The organism is uncultured Campylobacter sp. (assembly GCF_947255105.1).
In the GTDB taxonomy this organism is placed as follows: Bacteria; Campylobacterota; Campylobacteria; order Campylobacterales; family Campylobacteraceae; genus Campylobacter_B.
Genome location: NZ_CAMYFP010000002.1, coordinates 26,966 through 39,271, shown reverse-complemented (window position 1 = coordinate 39,271; position 12,306 = coordinate 26,966). Strand labels below are relative to the sequence as shown.

The following is a 12,306-nucleotide window of genomic DNA, read 5'->3' as shown; positions in this document are numbered from 1 at the left end:
ACAAACAGCCGCTATTTTCCAAGACAAAAATTGCCAAACATCTCATCTAAAATCTCATCTCTTTGATATGGTCTTGTGATAGAAGAGATACTATCGATGGATAAATTTATCTCAGTTGCAAAAAGCTCTAAATTCTCATCATCTAGCCACTCTTTGGCTTTTTGTAAATGCTCCTTTGCATCTATGCAAGAGTCTATTTGATAGCTAGCAGTTAGCAAAAGTCCATCATAATTTTTGCTATCTAGCACCTCTTTTAGTCTCTCTAAAAGCGGGTCTGTGTTGGTTTTGGCAGATATTTGCAGAGGATTGGTTAGTTTTTTGTCAAATTTAAACTCTAAATCGGCCTTATTTAAAAGATAGATTATCTCTTTGCCACTCTTTTTAAGTAGCTCTAAAATCTTCTCATCTTTGCTATCAGCTACCCTACTTCCATCAAAAACAGCCACAATAATATCTGCCTCATCTATCGCTTTGATAGAGTTTTCAATGCCTAGCTTTTCAATAAGACCTTTTGCCTCTCTAATGCCCGCTGTATCTATAATGCGAACAAGATGAGTGCCAACTTTAAGGCTTTCTTCTATCCTATCGGTTGTTGTCCCTTCAATATCTGTTATGATTGCGCGATTTAGTTTTAATAAAGAGTTTAAAATAGAGCTTTTGCCAACATTTGGCTTGCCAACGATAGCTATCTTAAAGCCATCAATAAGCCCTCTTCTTTGCATGCTTATCTTAACAATTTGCTCCAATTTTTCTATATTTTCTCTAAGCATCAAGCTAGCATCTTTTAAAAGCGTTTCTGGAAGATCTTCATCAGCATAATCAATGCAAACCTCCACAAATGCCAAAGTTTTTACAAGCTCAGCTCTAAGAGTATCAACAAACTCTTTAAGCTCTCCGCTCATTACTCGCATTAAAATTTTAATAGCATCTTCATTTCTTGCATTGATGATAGAGGCTATTGCACTTGCCTTTGCAAGATCCATTTTGTTGTTTAGATAGGCTCTTTTGCTAAATTCGCCAGCCCTTGCAAGTCTAGCGCCCAAATTTATGACTCTTTGTTCGATAAGGTTGGCAATCATATATCCGCCATGAGTCTGAAACTCTATAACATCCTCCCCTGTGAAGCTAAAAGGGGCTTTAAAATAGATAACTATGCACTCATCCAAAAGTTCTCCATTTTCAAAGTAGAGATTGCAAAGAGTTGCATAGCGCGGTTTGAAAGATCTTTTTGTAATCTTTGTAGCAAACTCCAACGCCCTACTTCCACTAACTCGTATTATGCTAATAGAGCCAATTCCGTCGGCTGTTGCATTTGCTACTATTGTTTCATTCATTTTCTAAAGTCATTAACTATGATAAATTTACCATCTTTTCCATTTCTAACGGCAACATATTTATCTGGAAACTTCTCCCTTAGTTGCTTTAGTGCAATATCTACAAGTATTCCATCAAGAGGTTTTGTAGCTGCCTTGCCGCTAGTATTTATGCGTTCAATAATACCCTCTAAATATTTTGCAATCATCTCCTCTTGAGTTTGCAAAAATTTAGATAACTCAAGTCTTAAATTTAGCCCATACTTTAAATTTAGCCAATTTTGCAACATATAAAGAAGTGCTTTATAGCGTCTGCCATCTTTGCCAATAACCAAAGCTGCATCTTCTCCGTCAAGCTTGATAGTAAGCTCATTCTCATCGCTTTTAAAAATATCAATAAGTTCTATCTTAAAACAACTTGCCTCCAACAATCTCTTAAGAGAAGTATAAATCTCATCTATAATCTTTTCATTTATCTCCATTTTTGGAGCTTTTGTTCTCTTTATCTTTTTTGGCTTTGGTTCTTTTGGCTTCTCAAAACTCTTTGTTAAAGCTCCCTTTTTGCCGCCATTTTTTATCTCAATAATGGCGTTTTTTTGAAAAAAACCTAAAAAGCCGCTACTTGGAAACTGAATAACTTCATACTCAAGCTCTGTAACAGAACACTCAAGCTCATGAGCCGCTTTTGAAAAAGCCTCTTGTAAAGTTTTTGCCTCTATTTTCATTTCTTTGCCCTTTGCTGTGCTTTTTCTATCTCTTTTTGTTCCTTTTGCTGAGCTTTTTCTAGCTCTTTTTCCTCTTTCTGTTTTGCAAAGATCTTATTTACAAAAACTTGCTGTATAACAGAAAATGTGTTATTTACGCACCAATAAAGTGTAAGTCCTGCCGGAAATCCCATAAAGAAAAAGACAAAGATAAATGGCAGAAACTTCATAATTTTTTCTTGAGTTGGATCTGTAAATGTTGTCGGTGTAAGGCGCTGCTGTAAAAACATCATAAGTCCCATGAAAATTGGCAAAACATACCATGGATCTTTGCTAGCAAGATCTGTTATCCAAAGTATCCACTCTGCACCTTTTAGCTCTATTGCATTTAACAAAACCCTATATATAGCAAAAAAGATCGGTATTTGAATGAGTATCGGAAGACATCCGCCCATTGGATTGGCGCCATGTTTTTTATATAGTTCCATCACATTTGCCTGCATTTTTTGCGGGTCGCCCTTATATTTTTCTTGAATCTCTTTTAGTTTTGGCGCAAGATCTTTCATCTTATTCATTGAGATCATGCCCTTATAAGTAGGATAGAATAGAAGCACTCTTATAAAAATAGTCAAAACTACAATAGACCAGCCCCAATTTCCTACAAATCCATAAAAAAAGCTAAGCAAGGCAAACATAGGCTTTGCAATAAAGGTAAACCAACCATACTCAATGACATCGACCAAAATACTATCTATGCTTTTTAAAAGCTTTTGATTTTTTGGTCCTATAAATCCACCAGCTTTAAAATCTTGCCTACCTTTGATAAAGACTTGAGTGTTTTTCTCGCTATCCAGCGCAATAACAGCGTCAAGTCCCTTGCCATTTATATCATACATTAGTGCAGTGTAGTAGCGATCAGATGATGCAACAATCTGTGATGCCAAAAAGCTCTCTGAGGCTTTGCCCTTTTTATCCTTGATGACCTCTAGCTTATCATCGCTCTTTTTTATAAGAACACCATGGACAGTAAAGCCATCAACTGCTATATTTGGTCTAAAGCCTGGAGTTATAAAGTATGGAACATCTTTGTTTAAATTTAGAGTTATTTCATAGCTACCATCTGCTTTAAATTTCACTCTTTTTGTAACTATAACTTCGCCTAAATCTTGAGTAAGAACTAGCTCTTGCGAACCACTTGAGGTATCTAGCGAGCTAATATTTGCTCTATATGGCGTATCAAAAGCTCTTTTATTTAAATCACTGTTAGTAAATCTAATCTCAAGCGGAAGCGGAGAGTATGACTCATCTACCAAGTCTATTTGCGCGCCATCATCGTTGTTATAGACAGCGTCATCAAGAATAAAAGAGTTTATTCTTCCAAGAGAGTCTATTGTCGCGTGAAAATGAGGGGACTTTATCTTTACTAAAGGCTCACTCTGCAAACTTTGGTTTTGCTTTGTAATCTCTCTTTTATCGATAGTTGGCTCTTTTATAGCTTGATTTTCTATAGGAGCTGCTTTTTGCTCGCTAGCAATGGTTTGGTTTTGATCGATCTGTGCTCTTATTTTTGATTGATAAAAAAAATCATAACCTATAAAAAATGCAAATGCAAGCACAGTCGCTATGATCATTCTTTGTTGAAGTGAAAGTTTTTCTAGCACTTATTGTCCTTTATAAATAGCTTTTATAACATAATAACAGCCGTTTTTATCTGTTGGAATTAGCCAAAATTTTGGCTCTTGTAGATAAAAAAACGGACTTTTTTTCTTGCTGATAAATTTAACCTTTGGGTAGTCAATGCCACCTTTAAATAGCTGATTACATCTTAAAATTCTAAATAATGTTGAGTAAAATGCCCTCAATATACCTTGATGTGAAAAAGACCAGATGGCATATTCAGAGCAGCTTGGATAGTATCTACACGAGTTTGGAAGCAGTTTTGAAATGTAATTTTGATAAAACTTAATAAGACAAAGTAGAAAAGCTCTCATCATAAAAGACCAAGCCTTTTAAATGACCATCTTAAGTTGCCAACAATCTGACTAAACTCAACATTTGCAGCTTCATTTCTTGCAACTACTATGTAATTTCCAATTTTTAACTCATTTTGTATCTGCGTAAATGCCACTTTTAATCTTCTTTTAACTCTATTTCGTATGACTGCTTTGCCAACTTTTTTGCTAGCAACAACTGCAAATCTACTTTTTGTATCTGCTAAAAAATAGACCACTGCAACTCTACTATGCCATTTTGTGCCATTTTGATAGATAAATTTAAACTCTGGTGTTTTGCTTATCTTTTCAAATTTGGTCAAATTCACCTACTCAAACTGAAAGTCTTTTTCTGCCTTTTGCTCTTCTAGCATTGATGACTTTGCGACCATTTTTGCTCTTCATTCTAACTCTAAAACCGTGAGTTCTCTTTCTTGGTGTGTTGTGCGGTTGATATGTTCTTTTCATCTATTTTCCTTATAAATTTAAAATAATCAAACCGTAATCCTATCTTAAATTTGCTTAAAAGCTATTTAAATAGAGCTAGTAGCCTTTTTAGATTTATTTAACAAATTATTGTAAGATTGACTATAAATTTATATTAGGATTGATTATGCAAAGAATACAACAAATTTATCTTTTTTTAATTGCGGCAGTTGTTGGCGCTGAACTTTTAATGGGAATTATCGTAGCACCGACGCTATTTTTTCCAAAGGAGATTTTGGGCGATGGCGTGCTTAGCCATTTTCAAAGCGGACAGCTAATGACTGCTATATTTATAAGTTACAATAAAGCCCTGTTAGCCCTTAGTGTCATTATACTTGTCTATGAGATGGTAAATTTCAATAACAACAGAGCTGAGAGTTTCAATCTTAGATTTTCTACACTTATGATAGCACTTATTCACCTTTGTTTAGCACTTGTTTTTATACTATATTTCACAGACTATATAGTAGAAGCTCAAAAATCTGGAGCCAAAGCCACGACAACAGAGACATTTCATGCTATCCATAGTGCTAGTGAGTGGTGCATGAAAATCATGGTTATTTTGCAAGCGCTGCTCTATTTTTTGAGATTTCCAAAGAGAGTAAAGGTTAAAAGTGAAAATTAGAGTCTATTATAAAGATACCGACGCTGGCGCAATAGTCTATCATGCAAACTATATCTCATTTTGCGAGATGGCAAGAAGTGAGTTTTTCTTTGAAAACAAAATAAAGGCCTTTGGCGAAAATGAACTTTTTGTTGTTACAAAACTAGAGGCTAAATATCACAAACCATCATATTTAGGCGATATATTGGAGATAAAGACCAGCTTAAAAGAGCTTAAAAAGACCAATATGACGCTACATCAAGAAATTTACAGAGTAGAGGATGAAAGTGGTGCTAGTTTAAACGAGCTTGCCTTTAGTGCCGATATTCAAGTTGCCTTCTTAAAGGAGAGAAAGCTTAGCAAAATTCCACAAAATATCGTTGAGCTACTTAGTAGATAGTTTTTTATAAAGAGTGATAGCTTTTTTCAAATCATCGTAGAAAAGCTCACTCTTACTTGGATTTTGTCTGATATAGTGCAGATCAAAAAGCGGGATAACGTGACCAAAACTTAGGTTAAATAGCGAGCCATGAATCACCTCCAGTGATGGCAACTTGGCATTTTGCAATAAAAAATTAGCTACATTTTGCCCAAATGTAATGACTAAAGAGGGCTTTAAAAGCCAAATTTCATCATAGATATATGGATAGCACTTTTTATAAGAGAGCACACTTTGAGTTTTGTTGTAGCACTTAAGCAAAAATGTTGTATAAAAGTCAAAAATCCCCTCTTTGTTTAGAAAGTCGCCTATCTCATCTTTTTGCAAAAATTTAGCGCTACTATCTTCAAGCTTGGTTGGAGAGTCAAAAATTAGCATTATATCTGCCTTGCTCTTTGTAGGTGCAAAGATCGTGCTTCTACTTTTTGCATTTTGACAAAGCTGACAACTTTGAATCTCTTTTATAAATTGGTCAAACTCTTTTTTATAACTGCCACCCTCTTTTGATGGGTTTATAAATTTATACCCAAATGCTTTATAGTAAAGCAGTTGTTTTAAAAACTCATCTTTATATTGCAAATTTATTCCTTGCAACAAAACCTCTATCAAAGCCTTGCAAATCTTTGTAAAATGTGGAGGAAAAGCCGCTTTTTTCTAGATATTCCAAAAGTTGGGGCTTTTGATCATATCCTATCTCACATATTAAAAATTTAGCCCTTGTTTTTGCTATATCGATGATATTTTTTAAAATCTCATCTCCATTAACTCCGCCAAAAAGCGCCTCTTTTGGCTCATTTAAAACATATTCGTCAAGCTTGTAGCTATTTTTTATATATGGTGGATTGGAGATGATAAGATCTACATTGCCACAAAAATTTGCCAAATACTCTCCCTCAAAAAGCAAAATATCTGTTTGAAATTTATCTTGATTTATCTTGCTAACCTTTAGTGCAGTTTTGCTAATATCACTTGCAAAGAGCGATAAATTAGCATTTTCAAGCTTTAAAGAGATACTCAAGACTCCACTTCCAATCCCTATCTCAAAAACTGAGTTAAGACTCTCTTTTTTTATGAGTTCCAAGCTCTTTTTTACCAAAATTTCACTCTCAAAACGTGGAATTAAAACGCCCTTTTCAACATAAAACTCTCTATCCAAAAACTCCGCTCTACCCGTTATATACTCAAGTGGTTCGTAGTTTTTATAGCGATTCAAAAGTGCAAAAAGAGCTTCTTTATTGTTTAGCTCTTTGTCTAAATTTAAAAGAAGCTCCTCTTTGGAAAATCCTGTATGAAAACTTAAAAGCTCTCTTGTAACATAGTCATTGCTCTGTTTTTTTATAAATTTCAGCCCTTCAAATAGCGTCATCTTTAAGCTTTGTAATTCGCTCATACAGAGTTGGATGAGTAAAGTAGATAGCTGCATAGAGCGGATGTGCCTTTGGAAAGGCCTTGTTTTCAAGAGCTAGTTTTTTAAGAGCGCTTATCATATCCTCTTTGTTTTGATTTATGGCACTAAACTCATCTGCTCCAAACTCATTTTCTCGGCTCAAGTAAGAGAGAAGCGGCTCTATCAAAATGTTAAATAGAGGCGAAAAGAGCAGAAAAAAGATGAGATAAGACGAAGCGCCTTCTCTTAGCCCAATAACTTCAAAAAATGATGTCGGAATATGCGCAACTATAAAAAACATAGCAAACAAAACAGCTCCCATCAAAGCGATATTTTTATAGATATCGCCATGTCTAAAATGCCCAAGCTCATGGGCTAAAACTGCTAAAATTTCATTTATAGTAAGTTTTTTTATCAAGGTATCAAACAATACAACTCTTTTGCTACTACCAAGACCGCCAAAATATGCATTGAGTCTGCTATCTCTTTTACTTGCATCCATAATAAAAAGCCCATTGCTTTTAAATCCGCACTTTTGCATAAGCTGCTCTATCTGCTCTTTAAGTTCCCCATCTTCTAGCGGTGTCATCTTGTTAAACAGCGGTGCGATGATGGTTGGATAGATGATATTTATAACTATGATGATAGAAAAACTAACTACAAATGCCCAAAGCCACCACAAAGCGCCAAGTTTTTCTATACAAAATAGCAAAGTCCATATGATAGCACTACCAAAAACAATAAGTAGTGCAAATGTCTTTATGGTATCTAGGATATAGGTTTTTGCGTCTATGTTTGAAAAACCAAATTTCTTGTCTTTGACAAATCTTTCATAGATGGAAAATGGGATATTTAGCAAAGCACCAATTATCAAAAATGCGAGCACAAAAAATGTTCCATCGCCAAAAAAGTAGAGCAATTTAAGACCAAAAAGAACCCAACAAAGAGCAATCAAAAGCGAGTAAATAAGTTGTACTATGCTAAATTTGGAGTTAGTTATAGCTATCAAAGCTGCCTCTTTATACTCTTTTTCATCGAGTATAACAGGGCTGTTTTTCTCTTTTTTGATGTAGTTTAGCTCTAAGAGCTCCAAAAAAACCTTAATAGCCGTGTATGCAACAAAAAGCCCAATAACAAAATAGATCATCTGCCCCTACTTTAAAAAGTTGTCATAAAAACTACTTACAAAGACTGCAAGTATTACAAAAGGTATTATAAATTTGACATAAAAATACCAAATTTCTACAATTTTATTACTTCCATCAAAGCCAAATTTAAGCTCTTGCTTTGCATCATCTCTCATCACCCAGCCAACATAGATGGCACAAAATAGAGAGGTCATTATAAAAAATATGGTAGCGCTTATACTATCAAATGCATCAAAGATACTTTTACCAAATATAGTTACATCGCTTAAAATATTGCTAGAAAGTGCTGATGGGATGTTGCCTAAGACAAAAATAACTCCAAGGGTTAGGATGATTGCACTATTTCTAGACATCTTGCTCTTTTCACAAATAACTGTAATTATCACCTCATAGATAGGAAGCGAAGTGGTAAGTGCTGCAAGCATTAAGAGCAAAAAGAAGAGTATCGCTATGATATTTCCAAGAAAGATTTTGGAAAATACTAATGGCAAAGTCTTAAAGACCAAGCTAGGACCAGACGCAGGTTCAAGTCCAAAGCTAAAAAGTGATGGAAAGATCATAAAGCCAGCAAGAACTGCTATAAAGGTATTTAAAACTCCTGTTATAACAGAAATTTTTACAAGATTTGTTTTTTTGTCAAGATAGCTAGACATTGTTATCATTACACCAAAACCAAGTGAAAGTGCGAAAAATACCTGCCCTAAAACATCTATGAAGAGCTTTGTATTAATCTTTGTAAAGTCAGGTATGAGATAAAACTCAACTCCCTTCATGGCATCATCAAGAGTTAAATTTCTAATTACCATAATAATCATTAGTAAAAAAAGCAGCGGCATAAGCACTTTTGCGGCATTTTCTATCCCTTTGACTGCACCTTTTTTTAAGATGATGTAGTTTATAAGAACAAATAAAAAGGTCATCAAAATCACTTTAAAAGGGGAGTTATCAATGCTATCTGCATAGACTTGAGTGCTTAATTCTTTTGTTATCTCTCCGCTTGAGAGGTCCAATTTAGAGGTAAGAATATTGTAGATATACTCTAAAACCCAGCCGCCAATAACCATATAGTAAGACATTATTCCAAAAGCGCCAATTAGCCCCATATAGCCAACTATCTTCCATGGGCCAGCACCAAAAGCATCTACGGCATTTTTTTGATAGCGTCTGCCAATAACATTTTCAACCAAAATCATCGGAATTCCAATAACAATCATCGCTAGGCAAAAGATAAGCACATAGGCTCCGCCGCCATTTTCTCCAACCAAATATGGAAATCTCCAAGTACAGCCAAAGCCAATAGTAGCTCCAGCCACTGCCAATATATAAGTTAGTTGAGAACTCCAAGTCTGCCTTTTCATCTCTCTCCTTTTATTTTAAACTCTCGTGGATTGTTAAAACTTCAAAATACTCATTTTCCATACGATTTAGGTCGCCTTTTTTCTCTTCAAGCTCCTCAAAAAGCTCTTGAATGCCTACTTTTTGATAAATTTCAGGAGTTGAAAGAGCGTAATCTAGCTCTTTTATGCGATTTTCAATCTCCTCTATCATAGATGGATACTCTTCTAAGATTTTATTTTGTCTATAGCTAAGTTTTTGGCTGCTAACTCGCTCTTTTTGTATAGTTTTACTCTCTTTTACCTCTTGGAAAATCTCTTCAAGCTCTTTTACTTCATCTTCATATTCAAGGTATTCAGTGTAGCTAATGTGAGACTCAGTTATCTTTTCATTTTCAAAGATAAAGAGCTTATTTGCAATCTTATCAACAAAGTATCGATCGTGGCTAACAATGAGTATAGCACCATCAAAATCCATAAAATACTCTTCTAATATATTGATAGTTGAGATATCAAGGTCATTTGTTGGCTCGTCTAGTATCAAACAGTCAAAATCTTGCGTAAAGAGTTTGGCAAGTGCTAAGCGGTTTTTCTCGCCGCCGCTAAGTGTGGTAACAGGCTTATCCAAAAACTCCTTTGGAAAGAGAAAGTTTTTAAGATAGCCATAAACATGCATATAGCTACCTCTAACCATAATATGATCGCCACCATTTGGGCAAAAATTTTCTATCAAGCTTTTTGTTTCGTCAATATTTTCTCTTCTTTGATCAAAGTAGCCTATCTTTACATTGCCTCTCTTTATAACTCCACTATCTGGCTCAAGCTCGCCTAAAAAAAGTTTTAAAAGTGTTGTTTTTCCCATTCCGTTGGCACCAACTATACCAATCCTCTCACCTTGCAAAATCCTTGTTGAGAAATTTTTAAATAGCAGTTTATCACCCAAAGTTTTACTTATATTTATGCACTCAAAGAGCATTTTACGTCTATTTTGAGTTATGGTGGTATTATTAAAACTCATTGTAGCTCTTTTTAGCTCTAGCTTAACCTTTTTTAAAACTCCAGGATTTCTTTTGGCCTGCTCTCTCATATCATAAACACGCTGTTTTCGTCCCTCATTGCGCTTAAGCCTTGCTTTGACTCCCTTTCTTAGCCACTCCTCTTCAGCTCTTAGCTGTTTTAATAAAGTTTCGTGTGACTTGGTAAGTGAGGCTAGAAGCTCTTGTTTTTTTATGAGATAGTTTTCATAACCGCCATCAAATGAGTTAATTGCACCATTTTCTACTTCAACCGTTCGTGTTGCAATTTTTTCTATAAAGTAGCGATCGTGTGAGATAAAGACTATTGATTTGCCAGAAAGTAGCAACATCTCCTCAAGAAATTTAACCATATAGACATCAAGATGGTTTGTTGGCTCATCCAAAAGCAAAATATCTGGATTTTTCAGTATAAGCCCACCAAGTGCAACTCGCCTTATCTCTCCACCACTAAGCGAGCAAACTAGCCTATCTTCATACTCTTTTAAGCGGAAATTCTCCATAACACGTTCAATTTTGTTTTCGATATTCCAAGCATCAAGACTTTCTATCTGTTTAACAAGCTCGTCTTGCCTTTTGAGCAGCTCTTTGTTTTCATGATCTTTTTGTGTAAGCGAAAGAACTTCATGATACTCTTTTAAAATTGAAAAAATATCATCAAGTTCTTTGCGAATCGCCTCTTTGACAGTTATTGTGCTATTAAACTCAGGCGTTTGCATAAGCATCTCAACTTTTAAGTTGTTTTGCCTTATAACTCTTCCATCATCAGGAATATAAAGACCACAAATAATCTTCATAAGAGTTGATTTACCACCACCATTTTGTCCGATGATGGCAACTCTCTCGCCCTCTTTGATGGATAAATTTATTCCATCTAAAACTGTTTTGGAGCCAAATTTTTTGGTTATATCTATTAAATCTATTAGTGCCAAAATCTCTCCCCGTTCAAATACATTTAACCCGCAATTATAGCTAAATTTACTAAAATATTTTTGAAAAAGAAGCTACAAAACCACAAAGCAAAAGAGAGAACTCTGCTTAATTTATTGTAAAAACATTGTAGATATCATCAAGCAAGAAATATTTTCTATCTAGCGTTCCTTTGTAGTAAATATTAAATGTCTGATCATATGCCTTTTTGAAAAAGCCCTCTTTACTAAGCGAAAGTATTGCTTTATCTACAGCTCTTAAAAGTTTTGTGTTGCCCTTGCTTAGACCAACAGCTATAAAATTTGGACTGCCTACTGTATTTACAGCTATTTTGTATTGAGGATCTATGATAGGAACGATAGCTACAGACAAAGAGCTATGAAAATATCCATCTGCTGCACCACTTTTTAGCTTCATAAAACACTCTTGCATATCTTCACACTCTATAGTTTGGATATCAGAAAACTCGTTTGGATTGCTATTGATATACTCCTCTGCAGCAGTTCCTGGAACAAAAAGCAATCTTTTATATCTAAAATCACTCAATCTTTTAATCTTCTCACTCTTTTTGGCAACTATTGCTAATTGCTCAGAAAAATATGGCATAGAAAAATCAATGAGTTTTTTTCTCTCGTTAGTTACAGAGAGAGTTGCAACAACTAAATCAAGCTTATTTTCCATAAGCATCGGAATTTGCTCTTTTACATTAAGAGGTGAAAAAACAATACTAATATCATTGCCAAATATTCTTTGAGCAATCTCTTTAGCAAACTCAACCTCAAAACCGCCAAATCTGCCATCTTCATAGGTGCTAAATGGTGGATATGACTTGTTTATACCAATCCTTATCTCATTTTTATCTTTAATCTGCTCTATTGTGTTACCAAAAGAGAGTATGGCTAAAAAGAGAATGATAAATAAATTTTTCATTTAAAT

The 12,306-nt window shown here is 34.7% G+C and carries 14 protein-coding genes; 2 read left to right on the top strand and 12 right to left on the bottom strand.

Features of this window, described 5'->3' with window-relative positions; all coding sequences use genetic code 11:
- Window positions 1-11 precede the first annotated feature (11 nt).
- The 6 genes from mnmE to rpmH are packed head-to-tail and all read right to left on the bottom strand — an operon-like array spanning window position 12 to window position 4,476.
- The gene (gene mnmE, locus Q0X52_RS01810) at window positions 12-1,334 is read right to left on the bottom strand and encodes a tRNA uridine-5-carboxymethylaminomethyl(34) synthesis GTPase MnmE (RefSeq protein WP_297574092.1); all 1,323 of its coding nucleotides are present in this window, start codon (window positions 1,332-1,334) and stop codon (window positions 12-14) included.
- A complete protein-coding gene (locus Q0X52_RS01805; RefSeq protein WP_297574090.1) occupies window positions 1,331-2,038 on the bottom strand; it encodes a Jag N-terminal domain-containing protein in 708 nt (235 codons plus the stop codon). Before Q0X52_RS01805 ends, mnmE begins: the two co-directional genes overlap by 4 nt.
- Window positions 2,035-3,678, bottom strand: coding sequence for a membrane protein insertase YidC (yidC, locus tag Q0X52_RS01800; protein WP_297574088.1), 1,644 nt, complete (start codon window positions 3,676-3,678; stop codon window positions 2,035-2,037). The genes Q0X52_RS01805 and yidC overlap by 4 nt, the downstream gene beginning before the upstream one ends.
- The gene (yidD, locus tag Q0X52_RS01795; RefSeq protein ID WP_297574417.1) at window positions 3,679-4,008 is read right to left on the bottom strand and encodes a membrane protein insertion efficiency factor YidD; all 330 of its coding nucleotides are present in this window, start codon (window positions 4,006-4,008) and stop codon (window positions 3,679-3,681) included. It lies immediately after the preceding gene.
- Window positions 4,008-4,337 (bottom strand): ribonuclease P protein component, encoded by a 330-nt coding sequence (gene rnpA, locus Q0X52_RS01790; RefSeq protein WP_297574086.1) that lies wholly within the window; start codon window positions 4,335-4,337, stop codon window positions 4,008-4,010. Before rnpA ends, yidD begins: the two co-directional genes overlap by 1 nt.
- Window positions 4,338-4,341: 4 nt before the next feature.
- Window positions 4,342-4,476, bottom strand: coding sequence for a 50S ribosomal protein L34 (rpmH, locus tag Q0X52_RS01785; RefSeq protein ID WP_297574084.1), 135 nt, complete (start codon window positions 4,474-4,476; stop codon window positions 4,342-4,344).
- Between the two features lie 145 nt (window positions 4,477-4,621).
- Here rpmH and Q0X52_RS01780 point away from each other — a divergent pair, with 145 nt between their 5' ends.
- Together Q0X52_RS01780 and Q0X52_RS01775 are read left to right on the top strand one after the other, a co-directional pair.
- Window positions 4,622-5,119, top strand: a complete 498-nt coding sequence (locus tag Q0X52_RS01780) for a DUF4149 domain-containing protein (RefSeq protein ID WP_297574082.1) — start codon at window positions 4,622-4,624, stop codon at window positions 5,117-5,119.
- Window positions 5,109-5,498 (top strand): YbgC/FadM family acyl-CoA thioesterase, encoded by a 390-nt coding sequence (locus Q0X52_RS01775; RefSeq protein WP_297574080.1) that lies wholly within the window; start codon window positions 5,109-5,111, stop codon window positions 5,496-5,498. The genes Q0X52_RS01780 and Q0X52_RS01775 overlap by 11 nt, the downstream gene beginning before the upstream one ends.
- On the opposite strand, the gene Q0X52_RS01770 is transcribed toward Q0X52_RS01775, so the two are convergent.
- From Q0X52_RS01770 to Q0X52_RS01745, 6 genes are all read right to left on the bottom strand, one after another.
- Window positions 5,484-6,116 (bottom strand): uracil-DNA glycosylase family protein, encoded by a 633-nt coding sequence (locus tag Q0X52_RS01770; protein WP_297574078.1) that lies wholly within the window; start codon window positions 6,114-6,116, stop codon window positions 5,484-5,486. The two genes, Q0X52_RS01775 and Q0X52_RS01770, sit on opposite strands and share 15 nt — an antisense overlap.
- Window positions 6,106-6,903, bottom strand: coding sequence for a peptide chain release factor N(5)-glutamine methyltransferase (gene prmC / locus Q0X52_RS01765; RefSeq protein WP_297574077.1), 798 nt, complete (start codon window positions 6,901-6,903; stop codon window positions 6,106-6,108). Before prmC ends, Q0X52_RS01770 begins: the two co-directional genes overlap by 11 nt.
- On the bottom strand, window positions 6,890-8,071 hold the full coding sequence (locus tag Q0X52_RS01760) for a M48 family metallopeptidase (RefSeq protein ID WP_297574075.1): 1,182 nt from the start codon (window positions 8,069-8,071) through the stop codon (window positions 6,890-6,892). Before Q0X52_RS01760 ends, prmC begins: the two co-directional genes overlap by 14 nt.
- Window positions 8,072-8,077: 6 nt before the next feature.
- Complete coding sequence (locus Q0X52_RS01755) at window positions 8,078-9,430, bottom strand: sodium-dependent transporter (RefSeq protein ID WP_297574074.1); 1,353 nt, start codon at window positions 9,428-9,430, stop codon at window positions 8,078-8,080.
- Window positions 9,431-9,440: 10 nt separating this feature from the next.
- On the bottom strand, window positions 9,441-11,372 hold the full coding sequence (locus tag Q0X52_RS01750) for an ABC-F family ATP-binding cassette domain-containing protein (RefSeq protein WP_297574072.1): 1,932 nt from the start codon (window positions 11,370-11,372) through the stop codon (window positions 9,441-9,443).
- 106 nt (window positions 11,373-11,478) lie between these two features.
- Complete coding sequence (locus Q0X52_RS01745) at window positions 11,479-12,300, bottom strand: transporter substrate-binding domain-containing protein (RefSeq protein WP_297574070.1); 822 nt, start codon at window positions 12,298-12,300, stop codon at window positions 11,479-11,481.
- Between the last annotated feature and the right edge of the window lie 6 nt (window positions 12,301-12,306).

Excerpts from the sequence above, each read along its gene's own strand:
- Q0X52_RS01755 (WP_297574074.1), bottom strand. The coding sequence starts at position 9,430 with ATGAAAAGGCAGACTTGGAGTTCTCAACTAACTTATATATTGGCAGTG.
- yidD (WP_297574417.1), bottom strand. The coding sequence starts at position 4,008 with ATGAGAGCTTTTCTACTTTGTCTTATTAAGTTTTATCAAAATTACATT.
- rpmH (WP_297574084.1), bottom strand. The coding sequence starts at position 4,476 with ATGAAAAGAACATATCAACCGCACAACACACCAAGAAAGAGAACTCAC.
- Q0X52_RS01805 (WP_297574090.1), bottom strand. The coding sequence starts at position 2,038 with ATGAAAATAGAGGCAAAAACTTTACAAGAGGCTTTTTCAAAAGCGGCT.
- prmC (WP_297574077.1), bottom strand. The coding sequence starts at position 6,903 with ATGACGCTATTTGAAGGGCTGAAATTTATAAAAAAACAGAGCAATGAC.
- Q0X52_RS01780 (WP_297574082.1), top strand. The coding sequence starts at position 4,622 with ATGCAAAGAATACAACAAATTTATCTTTTTTTAATTGCGGCAGTTGTT.
- Q0X52_RS01745 (WP_297574070.1), bottom strand. The coding sequence starts at position 12,300 with ATGAAAAATTTATTTATCATTCTCTTTTTAGCCATACTCTCTTTTGGT.
- Q0X52_RS01760 (WP_297574075.1), bottom strand. The coding sequence starts at position 8,071 with ATGATCTATTTTGTTATTGGGCTTTTTGTTGCATACACGGCTATTAAG.
- mnmE (WP_297574092.1), bottom strand. The coding sequence starts at position 1,334 with ATGAATGAAACAATAGTAGCAAATGCAACAGCCGACGGAATTGGCTCT.